The sequence below is a fragment of the Halorubrum sp. Ib24 genome, from assembly GCF_002252745.1.
GTDB lineage: Archaea > Halobacteriota > Halobacteria > Halobacteriales > Haloferacaceae > Halorubrum.
In genome coordinates this window covers 1-20,901 of sequence record NZ_NHOX01000014.1, presented here as the reverse complement: position 1 = coordinate 20,901, position 20,901 = coordinate 1, and the positions used below count along the sequence as shown (strand labels likewise).

The following is a 20,901-nucleotide window of genomic DNA, read 5'->3' as shown; positions in this document are numbered from 1 at the left end:
CGCCCCGTGACCTGACGCTTCGCCCGCGGCGGCCGAGACGGGAGTCCGGCGCACCGCCGCGGGAACCGCCGAACGCGCCGGCCGTTCGCCAGCCGTCGTTCCCCTCGCGCTGACGGAACCTCACCCCACTCCGAGCCGGATCGGGTCGTCGCTCGGGACCACGTCGAGCGACACCGCCTCGCCGATCGCGAACTCGCGGTCCGGGCAGACGACCTTCGCGCCGTACCCCGCGTCCCGCGCCGCGAACAGCGACAGCCCCACGACCCGCTCGCCGTTCGCGAGCACGTCGACGGGGTCCCACGCGAGTCCGCGACCCGCCGCGACGCCGACGCGTGTCCCCCACAGCGTCGCCGCCGCCCCCTCCTCGAACCGGCCGAACCCGTCGCCGCGTCCGGCCGGGTCGCCGTGTTCGACCGCGTCGCCGCCGGGCGTGCCACCGTCGAGCGCGCCGCCGGGCGTGCCCGCGCCGAACGCGCCGCCGCCGGCGTAGTGGGCCAGTCCGCCGTCCAGCGGGATCCGCTCGTCGCTCGCAAGCGCCGCGAACGACTCGCCCGGATCGGGGTGGACCGGCGCGTCGAGGATGACGTGCGTCGGCCCGCGTTCGACCACGACGCCCTCCCCGTCCCACGGGATGGGGGCGACCGCGACGTCGACGTCAACCGGGAGCGACCCGCTCGCCCTGAGCGCGCTCGCGCCGGGGGCTCGGAACCCGAGGTGGACGTGGTCGTCGACCCACTGCCCGAAGAACCCGGAGCGCGTCGTCGGCCCGAGGTCGTCGCCGACATCGACGTGGTTGCTGGGGGACACTTCGGGGACAACGTGGAGGATCCGAGCGGCGGTCCCGGGCGCGGCGCCGGCCCGCCGACACCACTCGTCGTCGAGGTCGACGACGATCAGATGGTCCTCGCTCGCGGCGTAGGATCGGTCCGGACAGCCGACGGTACGCGTCTCGCGAACGACGCCCGAGACGGGCGATGCTCCCCGACCGTCCTCGGGGTACAGATCGACTGCGCTCCCGTCGTCGTGTGCCGGGTACGGCGAGTTGAACCGCGAGAACCGACGGTAGCCGTCGAGCGAGTCTGGCGGCAGCGTGACGGACATCGTCGTTCGGAGGGCGGGGCTCGACCGACAAGTGGCCGTCGACGCCGGTAGCCCGGTCCGGAGGTCGACACCGCGGAGTCGACCCGCCCGTCCGCGCCGTCGTCTCACCCGTCAGCGGGTTCGATCCTGGCGATCACGAAGCGGGCGCCGCCGGATTCAGACTCCTCGACGGAGAGCTCCCAGCCGTGCGCCTCCGCGATGTCGACGACGATCGCGAGTCCGAGCCCGGTTCCGCCGTCCAGCGAGACGCCCCGTTCGGTCACTTGGGAGCGCTGTTCCGGGGGGACTCCCGGGCCGTCGTCGGCGACGGCGAGCGCGACGCCGCCCGGTCGCCGCTCGATCTCGACCCGCACCGAGACGTTCGCTCCGGCGTGTTCTATCGCGTTGCGGAACAGGTTCGAGAGCAGCTGCTCGAGCCGATCGCCGTCGGCGAGGACGGTCGGGTCCGGCCCCTCGACGGAGAGCGTCGCGTCCGCGGTCTCGAGCCGCGACCAGACCCGCCGGACGGTCGCGTCGAGGGACACCCGATCGGCGGAGTCGACGGAGCGCCCCGCGGTCGCCAGCGAGAGGAGCCCCTCGATCAGGTCGTCCATGCGCTCGTGGGCGTTCGCCGCCCGGTCGAGCGCGTCGTCGTTCTCTCCGCCGTCGTGGCGCGCGAGCTCGACCGCCGCGGTCGCCGCGGCGAGCGGGTTCCGGAGGTCGTGGGAGACGACGCCGGCGAAGTCCTCCAGGCGCTCGTTCTGCCGTTCCAGCTCCGCCTCGCGGTGCTCCAGTTCGGTCTGGCGACGCTCCCGCTCCGTCACGTCACGGAGCAGGAACACGTGACCGCGGTCCGTCCCGCGGGGGTCCGTTATCGGGTCCTCCTGGATGTCGAACTGCCGCCCGTCGATGGCGATCGGGTGTTCGACGCCGATCTCCAGCCGCGGGAACACCGCCGAGAGCGACGACCCGACCGCGTCCGGCGGGAGCAGCTCCTCGGCGGCCGGGTTGAGGTCGCGGATCCGACCGTCGGACCCGGCCACGATCACCGGGTCCTGCATCACCTCGACGGCGGTGTCGCGGGCGACGACCGCGGCGTCGAGCGTCCCGAGCCAGAACACCGTTCCGTACAGGAAGACGCCGTGGACGACGAGCGACGACGGGAACCACGCGAGGTTCGCGTAGCTACCTAAGTCGACGACGGTGGCGATCCCGGCGAGGAACGGGAACAGCGTCCCGAGCAGGATCACGAACGTCTGGAGCCGGTACCGGTTCCCGGTCCGCTGGTAGAGGTCCGTGACGACGAGGACGCCGATGACGCAGAGCGCGTACGCGTACAGAACGAAGCCGACGTCGGCGAGGCCGAGCTCGAACGAGAGCAGCGTGAACGGCCCCTCCGCGACCGCGGCGAGCGAGCGACGGGAGAGCCCGTGCGTGGCGCTCGACCACGCGAGCAGCACCCAGACGAAGGGGGGCGTCGCCAGCGCGACGATGCGGTGTTCCGTCCGCCACTGGTCGTGGCCGGCGAACGCGAGCGTGAACGCCGTCCAGATCCCGGGGATCGCGGCGACGAGCGGCGTCGCGAGGTTGAGCGTCACGACCATTACCAGCTCGCTCGCGCTCGCGACCCTGACCGCGTACAGAAGCGATATCCCGCCGCCACACAGCAGGTAGAGGGCGACCTCGGTCCCGCCCGGTTGGTCGCGCTCTCGCCACGCGACTCCGCCGAGCCAGAGCCCGATGATCGCGGCGAGCAGGCAGGCCGCGAGATAGGCTCGTACCGGCAGCGCGCCGAGGTCGCTCATCGATACGTGACCCAATAAGAGGGCCGGCAAAACGTTTGTGTCATACGCCGGACCCCCGCCCTCGGCGAGCCGCCGTTCGCGGACGGCGGCCGCGACCGGCCGAAACCGGCTTGTCCGCCGCCGCCCTGCAGACCGGTATGCGCGTGCTCAGGGGAGCTGTCGACGACCCCGACGCGGACCGTGAGCGGACCGCGGCGTTGCTCACCGACGCGGGCGACGGGACGCCCGGGCTCCGCGTGTGGGCCCCGGCCCGACAGATCGCCTTCGGTCGCCGCGACGCCCGCGCGGAGGCGTTCGATAGGGCCGAACGGATCGCCGCGGAACGGGGATTCCGCCCGGTGGAGCGCGACGTCGGCGGTCGGGCCGTTGCGTACGCCGGAGACACGCTGGCGTTCGCCCACGCGATCCCGTTGGGCGAGGGCGACTCGACGGGAAGCGGGGCACGCGGCTCGATCACGGAGCGGTACGACCGCACGGTCGAGGTGGTGGTCGGGGCGCTCCGAGAGCTGGGCGCCGACGTCGTCGCCGGCGAGCCGCCGGCGTCGTTCTGCCCGGGCGACCACTCGGTTCGCGTGGCCGGCGGCGGGAAGGTGTCGGGAATCGCCCAGCGCGTCCGCGCCGACGCGGCGCTGGTCGCCGGGTGCGTCGTCGTCACGCCGGCCGACGCCCGGGCGATCGCCGGCGTCAGCGACGCCGTCTACGACGCCATCGGCGTGCCGTTCGATCCCGAGACGGTCGGTAGCGTCGCGGCGGCCGGCGGCCCGAGCGAACCGGCGCGCGTCGCTCGGGCGCTGGAGGACGCGTTCGTCGAGGGTCCGTGGGGCGACGGGTCGCGGCGGGTCGAGCGGATCGGCGCCGGGCGGTGAGCGGAGGGATCCCGGGCGGCGGGCCGGGACCGACGGGGAAATCCCGCCGCCGAACCGGATCCGCGGACCGATCGGGGCCGGATCCCGGTTTCGACGTGCTTTTTATTCGCGGGGGTCTCCGTTCGCCCATGGCCGAATTCAAAGTCGTCATCGCCGACCCCGAGAGCGGCGAGACGTTCCAGCGAGAGGTCGACGGACAGGACGCCAACCGGTTCCTCGGTCGCGAGATCGGCGACGAGATCGGCGGCGACGCCGTCGGACTCTCCGAGCACACGATCGAGATCACCGGCGGCTCCGACGAGACCGGTCGACCGATGCGCGAGGACGTCTCGGGCACTCGCCTGAAGGAGCTCCTCTTAGAGGGCGGCGTGGGCTTCAAGCCGTCCCGCGAAGGCGAGCGCAAGCGCATCACCGTCCGTGGCCGCGAGGTCGACGACGACGTCGCGCAGGTCAACGTCTCGGTCGTCGAGGGCGACGACGTCGCCGCAGCGCTCGGCGAGGGCGACGCCGACGACGCCGACGAGGAGTAAGGGCCCGTTTCCGATGCCCCGCGTTCCCTCCGACGACGAGGGCGTCGCCTCGATTCGCGTCTCGCTCGCCCGGAGCGGCGGCACTCGCCGCCCCTGCGTTCGGATCCCCGAAGACGACGAGCTCTCCGGCCGCGTCGAGTCGGGGACCTGCGAGTCGCTGTCGATGGCCGCCGGCGACGTGATCCGGATCGCGATCGACCGCGAGGAGTACCACGCCCCGGTGACCGCCGACAGCGCCGGGCGGCTGATCCGCGGCGCGTTCGACAACAGACGGCTCGCGCGGGAGGCGGGGGAGGGGGAGAACCGCCTGGTCGCGTGGCTCGCCGCGAACGGCCGAGAGCCGGGAGACAGCGTCGTCCTCGACGTCGTCGTGCCGGGGGAGCTGTACGGGCTCCGAGTCCCCGGCGAGCGGACCGTGTACGAGGCGACCCGCGGGCCGCCGTCGTCGCTCGCGGACATCGCGCGCGACCTCGACGGCTGAATGCGGCGTCGGTGGCGCGGACCGGGACGGTGACCCTGATCGCAGACCTCGCCCGCGGGTCGGATCGCTTATTCTCGCTCGGACCCGATCTGGTGGCATGAGAGAGGTCGACGCGGATCTGACGGCGCTCGACCGCGGGATCATCAACGCCTTTCAGGGCGGATTCCCGGCGACCGAACGGCCCTTCGAGCCGGCCGCGGCGGCGCTTCGCGAACACGGCGTCGACGTGACCGGGGCCGAACTGTGCGAGCGCGTTCGCGAACTCGACGCGGAGGGCATCCTCTCGCGGTTCGGCGCGCTCGTCAACGCCGAGGAGATCGGCGGGGCGGCGTCGCTCGTCGCGATGCACGCGCCCGAGGACCGCTACGAGGAGATCGCGGAGACGGTCAACGAGTTCACCGCAGTGGCGCACAACTACGAGCGCGAGCACCCGCACCTCAACATGTGGTTCGTGGTGAGCGTCGCCGACCACCCGGACCCCGACAAGGACGGGAACGACCGGGTCGAGGAGGTGCTCGCCGAGATCGAGGCGGCGACGGGCCAAGAGACGTACAACCTGCCGAAGCTCCGGGAGTTCCACGTCGGCGCGAAGTTCCTCGTCGACGGTCCGGTCCCCGACGGCGACCTCGACCTGTCCGATCTCGGCCCTGCGGTCGCGCCGAGCGACCGGGGGGCGCTCACGCCCGACGAGCGCGACCTCGTCGTCGAGATCCAGGGCGGGCTCCCGATCACGGAGACGCCGTACGCCGACGTGGCGGCCGCGCTCGACGCCGACGTCGACTGGGTGATCGAGACGATCAAACGGTTCGAGGCGGAGGGGAAGGTGCGCCGCGTCGGCGTCATCCCGAACCACTACGCGCTCGGGTACACGGAGAACGGAATGACGGTCTGGGACGTGCCCGAGGATGTCCTCGACGAGGTCGGCCCCGCGGTCGCCTCGCTCGACTTCGTCACGCACTGCTACGAGCGCCCTCGGCACGCCGGCGTCTGGGAGTACAATTTCTTCGCGATGACGCACGGGCGGACGGAGGCGGAGAGCGAGCGCCGCATCGCGGAGGTGAAAGAGCTGATGGACGAGCACTGGGACGTCGGCGCCGACGACTGGGACACGCTGTTCTCGACGCGAATTCTGAAGAAGACGGGGATCCGCATCGCCGACCGCGCCGACAGCAACACGACGTGATCCGTCGCACCGCGGTTCGGGGGCGTCCGACGTGATCCCGCTGTACCACGACTTCGCCGGGGAGTCGGTGCTCGTGTTCGGCGGGGGGAGCGTCGGCGCGCGAAAGGCGTCGCGGTTCGCCGACGAGGCCCGCGTTGTCGTCGTGAGCCCCGGGTTCGACGAGCGGCTCGTCGAGCGGGCGCGGGACGGAGGCGGAGCGAGCGGAGCGGGAGTGGAGCTGGTCCGCGCCGCCCCGGACGCCGACGCGGTCCGCGGTTGGGTCGCGCGCGTCGACCCCGCGCTCGTGGTCGCCGCCACGGACGTCGCCGCCGTCAACGCCGCGGCGGAGGCCGCCGCGCTCGACGCCGGCCTGCTCGTCAACCGAACGGACGTGTCGGCCGCGGACCGATCGGGCACGCGTGACGCCCGGAGCGTGGTCGTCCCGGCGACCGTCGAGGACGAGCCGGTCCGGGTCGCACTCTCGACCGGGGGCGCGAGCCCGGCGCTCGCGAAGGCGCTCCGCGAGCGCGTCGAGGCCGAGATCGACGGCGCCGGCGCGATGGCGGAGCTCTCCGGCGAGCTCCGCGCGGAGCTCAGAGAGCGGGAGATAGCGCCCGAGGCGCGCCGGGAGGCGATCCGTCGCGTCGTGCGATCCGAGGGGGTTTGGAAGGGTTTACAAAAGGGGAGATCCAACGGTCGTCAAGAGGCGTATTCCGTGATCGAGGAGGTACTCAAGGAATGAAAGAGACGGGAGCAATCGCCGGCGTGAGCGTCGCTCACTCCCGCGCGACGGTCGACGAGATCGAGTCGGCCGGCGGCGACGGCGTCCGTGCGACCGTCTCGGACCTGCTCGCGCGCGACGGCGTCGAGGAGGCGTTCGCCCTCCAGACGTGCAACCGCTCGGAGGCGTTCGTCGTCACCGACCGGACCGTCGACGGGACCGACGCGCTGGCGTCGTTCGCCCCCGAGGTCCGCGGCGGCGCGGTCCGCCGACTCGACCACGAGGAGAGCTTGGAACACCTGATGCGCGTCGCCTCCGGGCTGGAGTCGCTCGTACTCGGCGAGGACCAGATCATCGGCCAGCTCCGGGAGGCGTACGAGGAGTCGAAGTCCGCGGGCGGCATCGGCCCCGTCCTGAAGGACGCGGTGACGAAGGCGCTCCACGTCGGGGAGCGCGCGCGGAACGAGACGTCGATCAACGAGGGGGTCGTCTCGCTCGGGTCGGCCGCGGTCCGGCTGGCCGCGACCGAGATCGACCTCACCGACGGTTCGGCCGTCATCGTCGGCGCCGGCGAGATGGGGACGCTCGCGGCCCGGACGCTCGACGACACGGCCGTCTCGGAGATCGTCGTCGCGAACCGGACGGTGCCGAACGCGGAGTTCGTCGCCGGCGAGGTCGACACGCCCTCGGAGGCCGTCTCGCTCGCCGACCTCCCGGCGGTCGTGCACGGGGCCGACCTCGTGATCTCGGCGACCGGGAGCCCGGAACCGGTGATCGAGCCGGAACACGTCGCGGACGCGGGGCGGCTCGTCTGCATCGACATCGCGCAGCCCCGCGACGTCGACCCGGCGGTCGCCGACCGCGACGAGCTCACGCTGTACGACATCGACGCGTTAGAGGACGTGACGCGCCGGACTCGCGAGAGCCGCGAGGCGGAGGCGCGCGAGGTCGAGGCGATCATCGACGAGGAGCTCGACCGCATCCTGCGGGCGTACAAGCGCAAGCGCGCGGACGACGCCATCTCCGCGATGTACGCGGGCGCCGACCGCGTCAAGGCCCGCGAGGTCGACCGCGCGCTCTCGAAGCTGGAGGCGCAGGGCGATCTGACCGACGAGCAGCGCGAGACCGTCTCGGACATGGCGGACGCGCTGGTCGGCCAGCTGCTCGCGGCCCCGACCAGCTCGCTGCGCGACGCCGCGGGCGAGGACGACTGGGAGACGATCCGGACCGCCCTCCGGCTGTTCGATCCCGAGTTCGACGCCCCGCCCGAGGTCCCGGGCGGGACGTCGGCGGAGGAGAGCGGTCCGGAGATCGACGGCCCGCCGGAGTCGATCGCCGAGGAACTGGACGATTAGCGCTCCCTTCGGTCGCCCTCGCTACTCGCGCGACTCGCTGTCGTTCGAAAGGCGCGGAGCGCCTTTCGTGATGTCGTCAGAACGCTCTGCGTTCTGACTGCTAGCCGGAAATCTCTGATTTCCGGCGATGACGAGACGCCTCCGGCGTCTCGAACCACGCGCTTCGGTCGTTCACTTCGTTCGCTCCCTGCAGTGCTTGCGTCGTCGTGCTTCGTCCTCGCGGCTGCCCATTTGAATCCCGCCCCGCACAGCACCGCAGCCTCACGCCTCCCCAGCCTCGTCGGACGCCCTCCGCTTCGCTCCGGACGTCCGACTCCCTCGCGCGCGCTCCGTCGCGCCCTCCGGGCGCTCGGAGGCGCGCGCCACCGCATGAGACGTTTATATGCCTGAGAGACGTTCTCGGTCCGGCTGCGATCGGAGCCGACCCGGACGGACCGTCGCTCTTTATTCCCCGGCCGATCCACGGATCGTCATGAAACTCTCCGAGTACGCGCGACGGCTCGACGACGAACTCGACACGGCGGCGTACGCCGACGTCGACGCCAGCGCGAACGGGGTACAGGTCGGTCCGGACGACGCCGAGGTGGAGCGCGTCGCGTTCGCGGTCGACGCCGCCGAGGCGACGATCGAGGCCGCGGCCGACGCGGGCGCCGACGTCCTCGTCGTCCACCACGGGATCGCGTGGGGGGGCATCGACCGCGTCACGGGGACCGCGTACGACCGGATCGCGGCGCTGGTCGAGAACGACCTCGCGCTGTACGTCTCACATCTCCCACTGGACGGCCATCAGGACCTCGGTAACGCGGCCGGCGTCGCGGGCGCGATCGGGGTCGGGGACCGGGAGCCGTTCGGCGAGATCGGACCGGTCACGATCGGGACGGTCGGCGAGCTCGACGCGCCGCGGTCCGCGGCGTCGATCCGGGAGGCGCTTGACGACTTCGAGGGCCAGCCCGACGGCGAGGCGTCGCCGACGCGCGTGCTCGATTTCGGCCCGGACGAGATCGACCGGGTCGCCGTCGTCACCGGGTCCGGCGTCGACTGGCTCAACGAGGCCGTCGAGGCGGGCGCCGACGCACTGATCACGGGCGAGGGGAAGGGGAAGGCGTACCACGAGGCGCGGGAGGCCGGGATCACGGTGTTCCTCGCCGGCCACTACGCGACGGAGACGTTCGGGGTGCGCTCCCTCCGGTCGCTGTCGGCGGAGTGGGGGCTGGAGACCGAGTACGTGAGTCACCCGACGGGACTCTGAGGAGTCCGACCGGAGGGGCGAGGGCTCCGGCCCGTCGCCTCCCGAACGCAACCCTTACCGCCCGCGTCCGCGCACTCCGGGTATGCGCGATCACTTCGAGATCCGGGACCACGACGGCGCCGGGCGGATCGGCCGGCTGGAGGTCCCCCGCGCCGGGGTCACGGTCGAGACGCCGGCGCTGCTGCCGGTCGTCAACCCCAACGTGCTCACTGTCGAGCCGTCCCGACTCCGCGAGGAGTTCGGCGCGGAGATGCTGATCACCAACTCCTACATCATCCGGAGCACGGACCGGATTCGCGACCGCGTGCTGGACGAGGGGCTCCACGACTTCCTCGGGTTCGACGGCGCGATCATGACCGACTCCGGCTCCTTCCAGCTCGCCGAGTACGGCGACATCGACGTGACCACCGAGGAGATAATCGAGTTCCAGCGGCGGATCGGGAGCGACGTGGCGACCCCCGTCGACGTGCCGACGCCGCCGGACGTCGACCGCGAGCGCGCCGAGCGCGAGCTGGCGACCACCGAGGAGGCGCTCGCCGACGCCGAGGCGGCGGAGACGGGCGAGATGCTCGTCAACGCGCCCGTACAGGGGTCGACGTTCCCGGACCTCCGAGAGGCGGCGGGCCGACGCGCGACCGAGACCGACCTCGACGTGTTCCCGGTCGGCGCGATGGTGCCGCTCCTCAACGCCTACCGCTACGCCGACGACGTCGAGGCGGTCCGCGCCGCGAAGCGCGGGCTCGACCCGGACGCGCCCGTCCACCTGTTCGGCGCGGGCCACCCGATGATGCTCGCGCTGGCGGTCGCCGCCGGCTGCGACCTGTTCGACTCGGCCGCCTACGCGCTGATGGCGCGCGACGGGCGCTACCTGACGGTCTCCGGGACCGAGCACCTGGAGGAGATGGAGTACTTCCCCTGCTCGTGTCCGGTCTGCGCCGAGCACACGCCCGCGGAGCTCCGGGAGATGGACGGGAGCGCCGGGGGCGGAAACGGCGACACCGACGCCGACGCGTCCGCCGAGCAGCTGCTGGCCGAGCACAACCTCCACGTCACCTTCGAGGAGCTCCGCCGCGTGAAGGCGGCGATCCGGTCGGGGAACCTCCTCGAACTGGTCGACCGCCGGGCCCGCGGCCACCCCGCGATGCTCGACGGCTACCGGACGCTGCTGGACCACGCCGACGGGCTGGAGCGCGCCGATCCGGTCTCGAAGGACGCGTTCTTCTACACCTCCCACGAATCGGCCCGGCGCCCCGAGATCCGCCGGCACCGCGACCGGCTCGCCCGGCTGGAGGTCCCCGACCGCCTGCTGCTCACGGAGTCGAACGCGCCCTCCACGCACGACTACGACGCCGTGTGGCGCGTGAAACCCCCGTTCGGTCCCTTCCCGCGGGCGCTCTCGGAGACGTACCCGCTCACTGCCGAGGTCCCGGAGCGGCTCGACGAGGCGGCCCGAGTCGCCGCGGCCGAGGGCGTCGCCGCCCTGGCGTCGGCGAACCCGGAGACCGCGATCACGCTCGGTCACGACGGCTGGCCAGAGACGGCGCTCGACGCCGTCCCCGACTGCGTCGAGACGGAGGACCTGCGGACGCTCGGGCGGTCCGGGTAACGGGGCTTGTTGAACCCCCGATCAGTGACTGATTTCTGTGGTTGTGCTGAATACAGGGCGGGAGTCTTGTACTAGTCCCCCTCAGTATGATCAGGCCGGATCGGTCAGTACAGGGAAATCACGAATCACTCGATAAACTTAGTTCGCTGAGTCTTGACTCCCGTTCGGTCGAAGCACTGTATAAAAGAGAAGCCCAAGTTCTGTAAGTACGACTACGCCCCCGATCGAGCGAGCAGCAGTCGATATCCCTGTCGTGTAACCACGTACCGCAACAGCGAGATCACCAAGTGCCGCGACTCCAAGCCCGAGCAAAAATACAATTATGAAGAGCAGATACCGAATCGATGTAAGTAGTTCATCTGTTCTGGAGGGCATCAAAACTAGTTCGAGTGGTGTTTGTGATAACTTTTCTGAACTGGTAAACGACTGACCAGTTCGCAAGCGCAATCTATGCCTAATTTAGAATTCAAATGGGGAAAATAACGCAGTCCCCGTGCTGATTAGATCCTCTGTATCGGTCACGCTAGCACTGACAAGCGCCGAGTAGTTCGAAACGTCACTGCTACATACAACGCGCGTATTTTACACGGAACCCCCTCCAGAGAACGGTAGCCCGAATGGGTCAGTACAGGGGATCGACTGTCATCCACCGCTACGGATTAACGATAGCTTTGATACTTATCACAGTAGACTCGGACGGTTTCACTGAGAGTTCGTGAACACCGGTAACCGTGATTGTACGCTCAAACGTCTGCTCCGTTTCGAACGCCTCTGAGAGAACGTCTTGCGAGTCATGAGAGAGAGTAACTTCTCCACCAGACCCTTTCTGTGTTCCAACGATGATTTTCACTGTATCACCCTTCTGTAGGTCTAATTCGTACGTCTGTTCTCGCTGTGTCGTGTCATCGACGCGGACATCACCAGAACCTCCCGTCACTGCCGAACAACCTCCGAGGACAGACGCCACGGTCACACTCGTTACAGACAGATACGTTCTCCTGTTCACGCATGTGGTTTTGACGGTAGAGTATAAATAGAATATCCAGAAACAAACAGATGCTTTAGCCAGTCATACAGATGCGTCCGCAGGCACCTACTAACGGTTGGTCCGGGAATCAAACGAAGAAAGTAACGCAGTCTCAGTGCTGAATGTATTCTCCCTATCGGTCATGTAGCTACTGACAGCGACTGGGGAGTTGATACCGCTCGTGCCGATAGAGGGCGCGAGTCGATCAGACGGCTATCGGCTCGTGACGGCTGCCCGCTTGGCTCCTCGATCCGAACTCGAATCGCACCTCAGAGACGGATTCGAAGGCGGAATTACCGATGGATGAGATCTCCAAGAGAAACACATCACTTTCTGCTCAATAGACATCCGTTCCGCTCGGTATGTCCGGGTGTGGGCTTGCGATTATCAAGGTGATTCACAGGTGCGGTCGCCGCGACTGTTTTCGTGAACCCCCTCGTTTCGCCTCCGGACATGTCGCCGCCGACAGCGCTCGGATCGATATCGAATGGAGCGAATTGGAGATCTATTCGTGCTGACTGAGGAAGGGTAACTCCCATCGAGACGTACGCGCCGTCGCGAACAACGAACTCAATCGGTCATCATCGAATCCGGGAGCTGCTTGGGCGGCAAGAATAAGGAGACGGCGTTTCCCCCGGAATTCCGCGATTCGAACAACACCTCTCCGCCGAGCGATTCGACGCACCACTTCATCACGAACGGGCCGATCCCGGAGCCGTGGGACGTGCTCGTGGTGACGGTCGGCGAAAACAACGCGGCGATCTCCCCGGGCGGGATCGGCGGATTCGTGTCTTCGATGCGGATCTCCGCGCGACCGGTGTTGGGCGATGGGCCGACCGTTATTTCGACTGTCGGCGCCTCGTCGTTGCTGTGGACGATCGCATTCTCAATGGCGTGTGCGAGCGCGTACTCAAACGCGTCGTTGACGTCGATCCACATCCGTTTCCGTTCGCTGACCCGGATGTCCGCGTCGGGGTATTCGGCGCCTATCCGATTCGCGATGTCCTGCACGGCGCCCGCGGCGGAAACCCGGACGACGCTCGCCTGTGAGTCGCTCACCGCGTGTTCGATCTGTTTCACTGACGTAGCGATGTTACCGAGCTTCTCGCCTCTGGATCGAATAGTCGAGATGACCTCCTCGGACGGTCCGCCCTCGGAGGCGTTCATCGCCTGCTCCGCGCATCCGATGATAATCGCGGCCTCGTTCCGGAGGTTGTGCCGAAGGACGCGCCAGAACAGCTCCGCCCGATGATGGGTGTCGTAGTGACGTGTGACATCTCGTACCTCAACGTGGACACAGCGGTCCGCCGTCGGGCGCTGTCGCGAAGTGAACACCTGAATCCAAATGAGTTCGCCGTCCGCTCGTTTGGCTCGCCACACGAACTGCTGCGGGCTTCCGTTGGCGGCCCTGGAGAGTCGATTGTGGAACTCAGACTCGGTGTGCGGGTAGGTGTTTGCCGTGTATTCGGCCACGGAGAGCTCACGCAGTCGGTCCGAACTGTATCCGAGGATTTCCTCCAGTCGGGCGTTCGCGTCGATAACGGCCCCGGAGGCGGCGTCATAGATCGCCACACCGGTGTGGAGCGTATCGAGTACCGGCGACAGTGTCCCGCACTCGGGCGAGGACATACAGCCGAGGATTTCACCGAGGCACGGTTTTTGTTGCTATGAGTGATATATATCGCTCCGTACGAAATCAGCAACCGAACGGGCGTTCTCTGATCAAGAGAGAATTGAATTTGTATCAAACTGACTATGATATGATCGCCTATCTCCGGAGTCCCGTCCGGGCCCACGCCATAGTCTGATTATCTCAATCTGAAAAACTGCGATGTGAACTACCTTACCCTACTCGCTCACGGCTGACGCCGTTCGCTCCTTGAGGGTAGGGTTTCCTGCTTCCACGACGCGCTTTGCAGACGCTAAATGTCGGAGTGGACTCGTCTTCGTCGAGCGAGAAGGGGCACGACGGACTGGTCACGACGAGTATATATCCCACCGGTCGGCTTCTGACGCGTCCGTTCGCCTATTATAAGGGTTCAAGCACAGGGTGCCGAATAACCCGAACGAGTAACAGATGACAACGGATACCAACCGGAGGTCGAGGGACGACGAGACGACCGGGCGGAAGTCAGTGAGTCCCCCGTTCACCGGTCTGGTACATCAAGTCGACAGGCGGTCGTCGGGTCCCGATCGGGTCACGGTGTTCCCAGCAGAGGCGACCGATGACGAGCGGCTGTCAGCGTGGGTGACGGTGGACGTCGACTCCGTCGTCAAGCCCGAATGCTTCCGATAACCCCCCGGATGTACCGCGACCGCGGCGGGCGAGACGGTCGGGAAGCCCGACGCTGCCGGTCCCCGTCGAATCCGATGCTCTGGTCAACGCGGACTCGGATGTTTCGCCCGCCGCCGATTCGGACGCCTCTCCCAGTAACAAACGAATTCGAGGTGGTCCGTCGGTGGGTATGAAACGACGGGATCTCCTCAACAAAGCGCTGGACCGAGTAGCGCTCGGGGTCGTCGCTTCCTCGGTCGTCGAACTGTCCGACCTGTGGTCTGCGGCGCTGGCTCTTTCTGCGAGCGAGCCGACGCTGCCAACATCCATCGACGGGAGAGATTCGGTCGCTCGGGAACGGACCGCGGACGGCTACGCCATGACGTACGAGTGGACGGACCGGTCCGGGCGTGAGTGGCGTCTGGAGTTTCCGATCGAACGGTCCGCGTACAGAGAAGCGGCCGACGAGACGCACGGATATCTGAGTGGCTTCGAAGCGGCGAAGGCGAGCGCTCATGCCGAGCGGCTCACGGAGGCGCTCGTCAACGCGAGCGCGACGGGCGAGAGTGCTCGACGGTCGCTTCCTGAGTCGGTCCTTCTCGACGGGGCGACCGGACTCGTACACTCGCTCAAATACGCGACGGATGCGGAATCGATGGGAGCGCCGGACTACATCCGAACCGTCGAGGAGACGCTCGTCGACGGCTGCGGTGACTGCGAGGACCTCACGTATCTGCTGGTCGGGATGCTTTCCCACCCGGCGTTCGGCTACCGGACCGCGATGGTGATCCTTCCCGGTCACATGCTCGCGGGCGTTCACAGGGACGACCTCCCGGCGGCGCACGCCGACGCACCTACCCTCCCGGGAGGGACGTACGTCGCAATAGAGTGCACCACGTCTCGCCCGATTGGTGAGTTCAAAGGCGAGCCCGTGCTAGCGGTGTACGGCGACGGCGTCGAATACATCGACCGGTCGGCGATCGCCGACACGGGCGAGGAGTTCCTCCAAGACCCGACGCAGTTTCAGACGATTGCCGACGCGTCGGCGAAGCGCCCCCACTAACCGGAGCAACTGTGGTCGACAACCCTCCCTTACCTCACTCAGTCTCCCGACTTCGCTCGGTGAGGGAGGTTGTTATCCGTGAGCTTAGCCTCGAAACCGGCCAAGTAACGGTGAATTTGCCGCTCGGCGTCACCGTTCCAGGGTTCAGGGCGAGTTCAATACGGACGGTTTCAACGGTGTCAATTATATCCGGACGTTCGGATACGTACTCGTATGTATCAATATTAGAAATTCATTAACCGCGGTCCGAAGTAAACACATCTGAGTCGCAAGTGGCCGAAACACAACACACGGTTTACATTCACTCAAGACCATGATTCATCACCTACGCGGCACTGTTGAAACGAACTCAAAATCGCTCCTTTCTGACCAAGCCTGTGCGACTCGGCCGTTTACGATCGCGTTTGTCGCTATCATTAATCGTCTCACGCTGGAAGCACACGGCAGTCCGGACGTCGGCGGCCACCTCCGTACCGCAGACCGACCGCATACCGCCCGTGGCTCAACTGGCTCGATACCATGACGATGAAACCGAACGCCGCGAGTCGAACGGCCGGCGTCGAAACCGACGTACTCGGATCGTTCACGCAACTGACCGCCGGAGACCATACACGCGTGGCGTTCGTTTCGGACCTCCATCTTTCCACACTCGGGTACGGCACGTCACGGGCGTTACATCGAACCGAGGAGCGACTGAAACAGGTCGTGGCGTCACTAAACGAGGACCAACTCGATGCCGTCGTGTTCAACGGTGACCTCGTACAGAACGGGACTAGAGCCGAGTATGACGCGTTCGACCGGATCGTGGCGGATCTCGACCCCCCGTTGTTCGCCGTTCCGGGAAACCACGACCTGATCGATCGAGGCGACGGATCCACGTCACAACTCACTCTCCCGGAGTTCGAACGTCGATATACCCCGACACCGTTTCCCTACCGAGTCCGGATCGGAGGTGTCGACCTCATCGGGTTGAACAGCAACGCGTCGACCCGAGCAGCGCTGACCGATTCGTACAGTGGACGGGTGTCGCCTTCGACTCTCGACTGGCTTGAGGGAGCAATTAGTGAAGTCGAATCTCCGATCGTTTCGGTCCATCACACGTTAGAGACGGTGCGAGAGCGGTATCGAAACGAACAGGAACACCTGCCTCTCGAAGACGGCAGCTGCCCGGCGTTCGAGAACGATGATGAACTCATCAGTGTACTCGGAGGCGAGTCCGATCCGCTCGTCGTGACCGGTCATCTTCATGTCCCCACCATCGTGCGATCCGTGGACATAACCGAATTCACGCTCCCACCGCTCGGACCGTATCCGTGTGGTTACACCGTACTCGACATCGGGAGCCAAGGGACCGTCGCATCGTTTCATTCGGCCTGCACGTACGCGCGTCAGGCTGAGGCGCTCGCGTTAGGACACGGGAGCGACCGGACCTTGCTCGCCGCAGCACGTATGTCAAACCTCCCGCTGGCCACCGACGACCCTGATTCGGTTCCCGATGGATGAGCGTCAAAGCGCCTTCTTGTCAAGTGAACGTTCTCTCGTCCACCGGCGAGGAGGACGTTTAGAAGCAGTCGAAGAAGAGCCGCGCCTGAGGGTGGGAGCCGATTCGAAGTGAGCGCCTCGAAACGATCGACCACGCCGTACTGGCTCTATCGTCTGCGTCAGTCAGCCCGCTTCTGAAAGCTGTCGGGTATGTTACTGATCCGGTGCTGAATGTAGGGCGCGAGTCGGCCAGAGTAGAGTTCGTTTCAGACGATCTCTTCAAGCACTGACTCGCCACTACCATCCTGTGACTCCCATTCCCACTTGTCTTCGATACGCACGCGACCATCGTCAAGCAGTTCGACGGTGCCTACAGAGTGGCCACTCGCGGTTTCATTCTCCGTGTTGATCTGTGAATACCTGATATTCCATTCATTTCCGTCAAACGTTCCGACGAGATGGCCATCGACAATACTTCCACCAGTATAGTGTGCGTAAATTCGTTCGCCTTCCTGTTCAAACTCGAAGCGAGTATCTCCACTCACTTCCCCCGAATCGGTGTTTGCAACGCCAACAAGCGTCCGACCATCGAGTGAGATATCTTCTGTCATATACTGTTGTGCTATCTAGGAGGTCAAAAAATCACGAACTTAGTTGCTGACTACATCCTCTGTATTCAGCAGCCACTTCCCGTCACGTCATGAGAGCTTCAACGGGGACCGGAAAAACGGCCGGGCGATACTATCCCTCTCCCGACCCCATCCGCTCCGAGTAGTCCCACGTGTGGAGTCGCTCCGGCTCGATGCGGATCCGGACTTCCTCTCGCTCCGGGCTCAGGAGCCGCTCCGCGGTCGGGTTGTCGACGCCGCCGAGATACCGGTCCAGCAGGGCGCGCAGGAGCTCCTTCTCCTCGTCCGGCGACACCGTCGCGCGCCCTCGTCCCCTGACACCTTTATACGGCGGGTCGTTCGTCGACACCTCGAAGGAGACGTGGTCGTCGTGCGCGAGGAAGGCGACGAGGTCGGCGTCGGCGCTCGTCGCGCAGTGGACGGCGCCGTCCCACGAAAACCACAGCGAGACGATCCACGGGTCGTCTGCGGGGGTGTGACAGCCGAGGCGGACAGGCACGTGCGTGTCGGTCAGGAACTCGTCGACGCGGTCGCGGTCCCACGGGCCGGTCGGCTCCATGCGATCCATTCGGTCGGGTCCGGCGTAACGGTTGCGGCGCGGAACACAAGAGAATTGACCGTCCCCGCGCGAGGGGACGTATGACCGACTACTTCGAGGTCCACGAGCGCGACGGCGCCGCCGGACTCGGGGAGCTTCGGCTCGCCGAGCCGGTGACGACGCCGGCGCTCGCGGACACGTTCCTCGAGGACGCGGGCAGCCTCTGGGCCGGCGACCGAGCGGTCCCCGACGGCGACGAGGCCGCGCTCACTGTCCTGCCGCACCGCTCGTTCCCCGCGGGGACCCGCGAGGAGGTCCGCGAGTCGTTCGCGGTCGATCACCCCGATGTCGACTACCCCTCCGCCGCCGTCGTCGACAGCGCGGGCGCCCGCGACGTCGGCGCCGACGCGTATCTGCTCTCGGACGCGTCCGGGTTCGTCGGCCACGGCGAGGCGTTCCGCGACGCGGTCGTGTCGGCGAAGGAGGCGCTCCCGGCCGACACCGCGCTGTTCCTCTCTGGCGTCGCCACGCCGCTGAACGTCGCGGTCCTCGCGTACGCCGGCGTCGACCTCGTGGACGCGACGCTCGCCCGGACGAAGGGGACGGAGGGGCGATACCTCACCGCCGACGCCGAGCACTTCCTGGAGGACCTCGACGAACTGCCGTGCGCCTGTCCGGCCTGCGCGACGCCCCGCGACGAGTTCACCCGCGCCGACTGCGCCGTGCACAACGTGAACGCGCTCCGCGCGGAGCTTCGGCGCGTCCGCGAGCGGATCCGCGCGGGTCGCCTCCGCGACTACGTCGAGGGGCAGGCCCGCCACGAGCAGTGGCTCACGGCCGCGTTCCGGGAGTTCGACGACCAGTGGGGGTACGTCGAGGAGCGCACGCCGCTGATGCGCGACGCCGAGGTGACCGCGGCGACCGCGGAGACGCTGGACCGCGTCGAGATCCGGCGGTTCGCAGACCGCGTGACGAGCCGGTACCGGAACCGGTTCACCGATCAGCCGCTCGTGTTGGTGCCCTGCTCGGCGACGAAGCCGTACAGCGACTCGCAGAGTCACGGGCAGTTCCACGACGCGATCCAGTGGCGCGGCCACACCGTCTCGATGACCTCGCCGATCGGCGTGGTGCCTCAGGAGCTGGAGACGACGTACCCGGCCCAGCACTACGACGCGGTCGTCACCGGCGACTGGAGCGAGGACGAGATCGGGTTCGTCTCCGAGGTTCTCCGGCGCTATCTGGAGCGGAACGACTACTCGCGGGTGATCGCGCACGTCCCCGAAGACGGCTACCGCGAGATCTGCGAGCGCGTCGCGAGCGACCCCGCGGTCGACGTCCCGTTCGAGTACACGTGCGTCGGCCACCCGACGAGCGACGAGTCGCTCGGAGAGCTGAACGCGACTCTGCAGGGCGAGCCCGCCTACAGCAAGCGCGAGCGCGAGCACAACACGGTCCGGGCGCTCGCCGATTACCTGCTCGGCGACGGCGCGGGCGACGACCTGTTCGGCGGGCCGGGCGAGGCCGATATCCGCACGACCGGCCGCTACCCCAAACTCCAGGTGTGGGGCGACGACCCCGACGCCGGCCGCGAGGGCGAGCCGGGCGAGCAGCTCGCGACGATGGTGCCCCAGTACGGCACCCTCTCGTTCACCCTCGCCGGCGCGCGCCGCTGGGCCGAGAGCGCCGCCCCGACCAAACGCGTCGAGATCGACCCGTTCGTCCCGCACGGCTCCGTCTTGGCGCCCGGCGTCGTGGACGCGGACGACGACATCCGCGTCGGCGACGAGGTCGTCATCGAGGGGCCGAAGGCGTTCGCGGTCGGCCGCGCGGAGATGTCCGGGCCGGAGATGGTCGACTCGACGCGCGGCGTCGCCAGCGAGGTCCGGCACGTGGACGAGAAGTGACTCCGCGGGGGTCGCGGGACCCACACCGAAGCAGTTTGGCTGTGCGACTAAGCGGATGCGGCCGTACCGTATTACCGTCAGAGGCACGCGTCTGCCTTCGCCGTAGTTCGTCCCGCTCCCCTCCGCTCGAATCCGCGAGCCGCGTCGCCGCGGTCGCCGCGGGAGAAGAGTGAAACCGGTCAAGAGTCAACGGCGACCCATGGCCTCCCAGAATCCACCTCGGGCGGACGAACGGGTGACCTACGTCGAATTCGCTCTTTCGAGCTCCGACCACCCGTTCGTCGCGGTGTCCGAGGCGGACGGCGCAGCGGCGCTGCTGAAGGAGTTCATCCCGCGCGGAGCGGGGAGCTACGCCGAGTTCTTCTCGGTCAGCGGCGTCGAGCCCGACGACGTCCTCGCGCACGCCCACGCCCACCCGTCGGTGGAGGCGCGTCTCGTCGAGCGGTTCGAGGACGAGGCGTTATTCGAGTTCGTCGTGGACGACGGCTGTCCGGCCGTCTTTCTCGGTGAGTCCGGCGCGCTCCCCTGCACCGTCGAGAGCGGAGGCGGGAGCGGGACCGTCGGGGCGGAGGTCCCGCCGTCCGAGGACGTCTCGACGGTCGTAAACGACTTCACCGACGCCTATCCGGACGCCAAGCTGAGGGTCAAGCGAGAGCAGTCCTACGGTACCCCGATATTCGGGCAGGAGTGTCTCCGGGCGGCTCTCGAGACGGATATGACCGACCGTCAGCGGGAGGTCCTCGGAGCGGCCCACGACGCCGGGTACTACGACTGGCCGCGGGAGGTCACCGCCGAGGAGCTCGCCGAGCGGTTCGGAATCTGTCCGGCGACGTTCCATCAGCACCTCCGGGCCGCCGAACAGAAGCTCGTCGCCCTGTCCCTCAGACGGGCCTGAGGGACGGAGTCGCGCGTGCGGGCGGCGGCCGCCGGATCAGTAGCTTCAAAACCGCGCCGGTGCGATCCGCGGGTATGGCGCTCGAAAAGGACGTGGACTGTCCCTCGTGCGGAGAGGCCCAGTCGTTCTACCGGACCGCGGCGATGACCCTCCACCTCGGCGAGAAGACGAAGTGGCGGTGCCCCGAGTGCGGCTACGGCTACGTCGAGATCAACGGCATCGACACGCTTCCG

The 20,901-nt window shown here is 67.5% G+C and carries 17 protein-coding genes; 12 read left to right on the top strand and 5 right to left on the bottom strand.

Translation table 11 applies throughout. The annotated features are described in order from the left end of the window. Positions 1-120 precede the first annotated feature (120 nt). Positions 121-1,101 (bottom strand): hypothetical protein, encoded by a 981-nt coding sequence (locus DJ82_RS02770; protein ID WP_094522002.1) that lies wholly within the window; start codon positions 1,099-1,101, stop codon positions 121-123. Positions 1,102-1,205: 104 nt separating this feature from the next. Next, positions 1,206-2,885: a histidine kinase N-terminal 7TM domain-containing protein gene (locus DJ82_RS02765; RefSeq protein ID WP_094522001.1), complete on the bottom strand. Its 1,680-nt coding sequence runs from the start codon at positions 2,883-2,885 to the stop codon at positions 1,206-1,208. Between the two features lie 137 nt (positions 2,886-3,022). Between DJ82_RS02765 and DJ82_RS02760 the strand changes: the two genes are divergently transcribed. From DJ82_RS02760 to tgtA, 8 genes are all read left to right on the top strand, one after another. Further along, positions 3,023-3,751, top strand: coding sequence for a lipoate--protein ligase family protein (locus DJ82_RS02760; protein WP_094557218.1), 729 nt, complete (start codon positions 3,023-3,025; stop codon positions 3,749-3,751). A 128-nt stretch (positions 3,752-3,879) separates the two neighbouring features. Then, positions 3,880-4,281, top strand: coding sequence for a 30S ribosomal protein S6e (locus DJ82_RS02755; protein ID WP_094581013.1), 402 nt, complete (start codon positions 3,880-3,882; stop codon positions 4,279-4,281). Positions 4,282-4,294: 13 nt separating this feature from the next. Beyond that, the gene (locus DJ82_RS02750; protein WP_094527913.1) at positions 4,295-4,762 is read left to right on the top strand and encodes a hypothetical protein; all 468 of its coding nucleotides are present in this window, start codon (positions 4,295-4,297) and stop codon (positions 4,760-4,762) included. Between the two features lie 97 nt (positions 4,763-4,859). Further along, positions 4,860-5,945, top strand: a complete 1,086-nt coding sequence (locus DJ82_RS02745) for an Lrp/AsnC family transcriptional regulator (protein WP_094581012.1) — start codon at positions 4,860-4,862, stop codon at positions 5,943-5,945. Between the two features lie 31 nt (positions 5,946-5,976). Further along, on the top strand, positions 5,977-6,666 hold the full coding sequence (locus tag DJ82_RS02740) for a bifunctional precorrin-2 dehydrogenase/sirohydrochlorin ferrochelatase (protein ID WP_094521996.1): 690 nt from the start codon (positions 5,977-5,979) through the stop codon (positions 6,664-6,666). Then, positions 6,663-8,000 carry a glutamyl-tRNA reductase gene (gene hemA / locus DJ82_RS02735; RefSeq protein ID WP_094521995.1) on the top strand — a complete coding sequence of 446 codons (1,338 nt, stop codon included), beginning with the start codon at positions 6,663-6,665 and terminating at the stop codon, positions 7,998-8,000. The genes DJ82_RS02740 and hemA overlap by 4 nt, the downstream gene beginning before the upstream one ends. A 472-nt stretch (positions 8,001-8,472) precedes the next feature. Then, positions 8,473-9,249, top strand: a complete 777-nt coding sequence (locus DJ82_RS02730) for a Nif3-like dinuclear metal center hexameric protein (RefSeq protein WP_094581011.1) — start codon at positions 8,473-8,475, stop codon at positions 9,247-9,249. A gap of 82 nt (positions 9,250-9,331) precedes the next feature. Beyond that, entirely contained in the window at positions 9,332-10,855 is a 1,524-nt protein-coding gene (gene tgtA, locus DJ82_RS02725; RefSeq protein WP_094581010.1) for a tRNA guanosine(15) transglycosylase TgtA, read from the top strand. A 1,597-nt stretch (positions 10,856-12,452) separates the two neighbouring features. On the opposite strand, the gene DJ82_RS02715 is transcribed toward tgtA, so the two are convergent. Continuing rightward, a complete protein-coding gene (locus DJ82_RS02715) occupies positions 12,453-13,511 on the bottom strand; it encodes a PAS domain-containing sensor histidine kinase (RefSeq protein WP_094581009.1) in 1,059 nt (352 codons plus the stop codon). 836 nt (positions 13,512-14,347) lie between these two features. Here DJ82_RS02715 and DJ82_RS02705 point away from each other — a divergent pair. Then, positions 14,348-15,220 carry a hypothetical protein gene (locus tag DJ82_RS02705; protein ID WP_094581007.1) on the top strand — a complete coding sequence of 291 codons (873 nt, stop codon included), beginning with the start codon at positions 14,348-14,350 and terminating at the stop codon, positions 15,218-15,220. Between the two features lie 519 nt (positions 15,221-15,739). Then, a complete protein-coding gene (locus DJ82_RS02700; RefSeq protein WP_094525318.1) occupies positions 15,740-16,723 on the top strand; it encodes a metallophosphoesterase in 984 nt (327 codons plus the stop codon). 245 nt (positions 16,724-16,968) lie between these two features. Here the strand turns inward: DJ82_RS02700 and DJ82_RS02695 are convergent, their stop codons facing one another. Both DJ82_RS02695 and DJ82_RS02690 read right to left on the bottom strand, forming a co-directional pair. Beyond that, positions 16,969-17,313 carry a hypothetical protein gene (locus DJ82_RS02695; protein WP_094525317.1) on the bottom strand — a complete coding sequence of 115 codons (345 nt, stop codon included), beginning with the start codon at positions 17,311-17,313 and terminating at the stop codon, positions 16,969-16,971. 130 nt (positions 17,314-17,443) lie between these two features. Next, positions 17,444-17,890, bottom strand: a complete 447-nt coding sequence (locus DJ82_RS02690; protein ID WP_094581006.1) for a pyridoxamine 5'-phosphate oxidase family protein — start codon at positions 17,888-17,890, stop codon at positions 17,444-17,446. Between the two features lie 80 nt (positions 17,891-17,970). On the opposite strand from DJ82_RS02690, the gene arcS reads away from it, so the two are divergent. Further along, positions 17,971-19,773, top strand: coding sequence for an archaeosine synthase subunit alpha (gene arcS / locus DJ82_RS02685; protein ID WP_094581005.1), 1,803 nt, complete (start codon positions 17,971-17,973; stop codon positions 19,771-19,773). Positions 19,774-19,972: 199 nt separating this feature from the next. Further along, a complete protein-coding gene (locus DJ82_RS02680; RefSeq protein ID WP_094581004.1) occupies positions 19,973-20,668 on the top strand; it encodes a bacterio-opsin activator domain-containing protein in 696 nt (231 codons plus the stop codon). Positions 20,669-20,901 lie beyond the last annotated feature (233 nt).

Coding starts and splice junctions, on each gene's coding strand:
- DJ82_RS02730 (WP_094581011.1), top strand. CDS start 8,473: ATGAAACTCTCCGAGTACGCGCGACGGCTCGACGACGAACTCGACACG.
- DJ82_RS02715 (WP_094581009.1), bottom strand. CDS start 13,511: ATGTCCTCGCCCGAGTGCGGGACACTGTCGCCGGTACTCGATACGCTC.
- DJ82_RS02765 (WP_094522001.1), bottom strand. CDS start 2,885: ATGAGCGACCTCGGCGCGCTGCCGGTACGAGCCTATCTCGCGGCCTGC.
- DJ82_RS02695 (WP_094525317.1), bottom strand. CDS start 17,313: ATGACAGAAGATATCTCACTCGATGGTCGGACGCTTGTTGGCGTTGCA.
- arcS (WP_094581005.1), top strand. CDS start 17,971: ATGACCGACTACTTCGAGGTCCACGAGCGCGACGGCGCCGCCGGACTC.
- tgtA (WP_094581010.1), top strand. CDS start 9,332: ATGCGCGATCACTTCGAGATCCGGGACCACGACGGCGCCGGGCGGATC.
- DJ82_RS02755 (WP_094581013.1), top strand. CDS start 3,880: ATGGCCGAATTCAAAGTCGTCATCGCCGACCCCGAGAGCGGCGAGACG.
- DJ82_RS02680 (WP_094581004.1), top strand. CDS start 19,973: ATGGCCTCCCAGAATCCACCTCGGGCGGACGAACGGGTGACCTACGTC.
- DJ82_RS02690 (WP_094581006.1), bottom strand. CDS start 17,890: ATGGAGCCGACCGGCCCGTGGGACCGCGACCGCGTCGACGAGTTCCTG.
- DJ82_RS02745 (WP_094581012.1), top strand. CDS start 4,860: ATGAGAGAGGTCGACGCGGATCTGACGGCGCTCGACCGCGGGATCATC.
- DJ82_RS02770 (WP_094522002.1), bottom strand. CDS start 1,101: ATGTCCGTCACGCTGCCGCCAGACTCGCTCGACGGCTACCGTCGGTTC.
- DJ82_RS02705 (WP_094581007.1), top strand. CDS start 14,348: ATGAAACGACGGGATCTCCTCAACAAAGCGCTGGACCGAGTAGCGCTC.
- DJ82_RS02700 (WP_094525318.1), top strand. CDS start 15,740: ATGACGATGAAACCGAACGCCGCGAGTCGAACGGCCGGCGTCGAAACC.
- hemA (WP_094521995.1), top strand. CDS start 6,663: ATGAAAGAGACGGGAGCAATCGCCGGCGTGAGCGTCGCTCACTCCCGC.
- DJ82_RS02750 (WP_094527913.1), top strand. CDS start 4,295: ATGCCCCGCGTTCCCTCCGACGACGAGGGCGTCGCCTCGATTCGCGTC.
- DJ82_RS02760 (WP_094557218.1), top strand. CDS start 3,023: ATGCGCGTGCTCAGGGGAGCTGTCGACGACCCCGACGCGGACCGTGAG.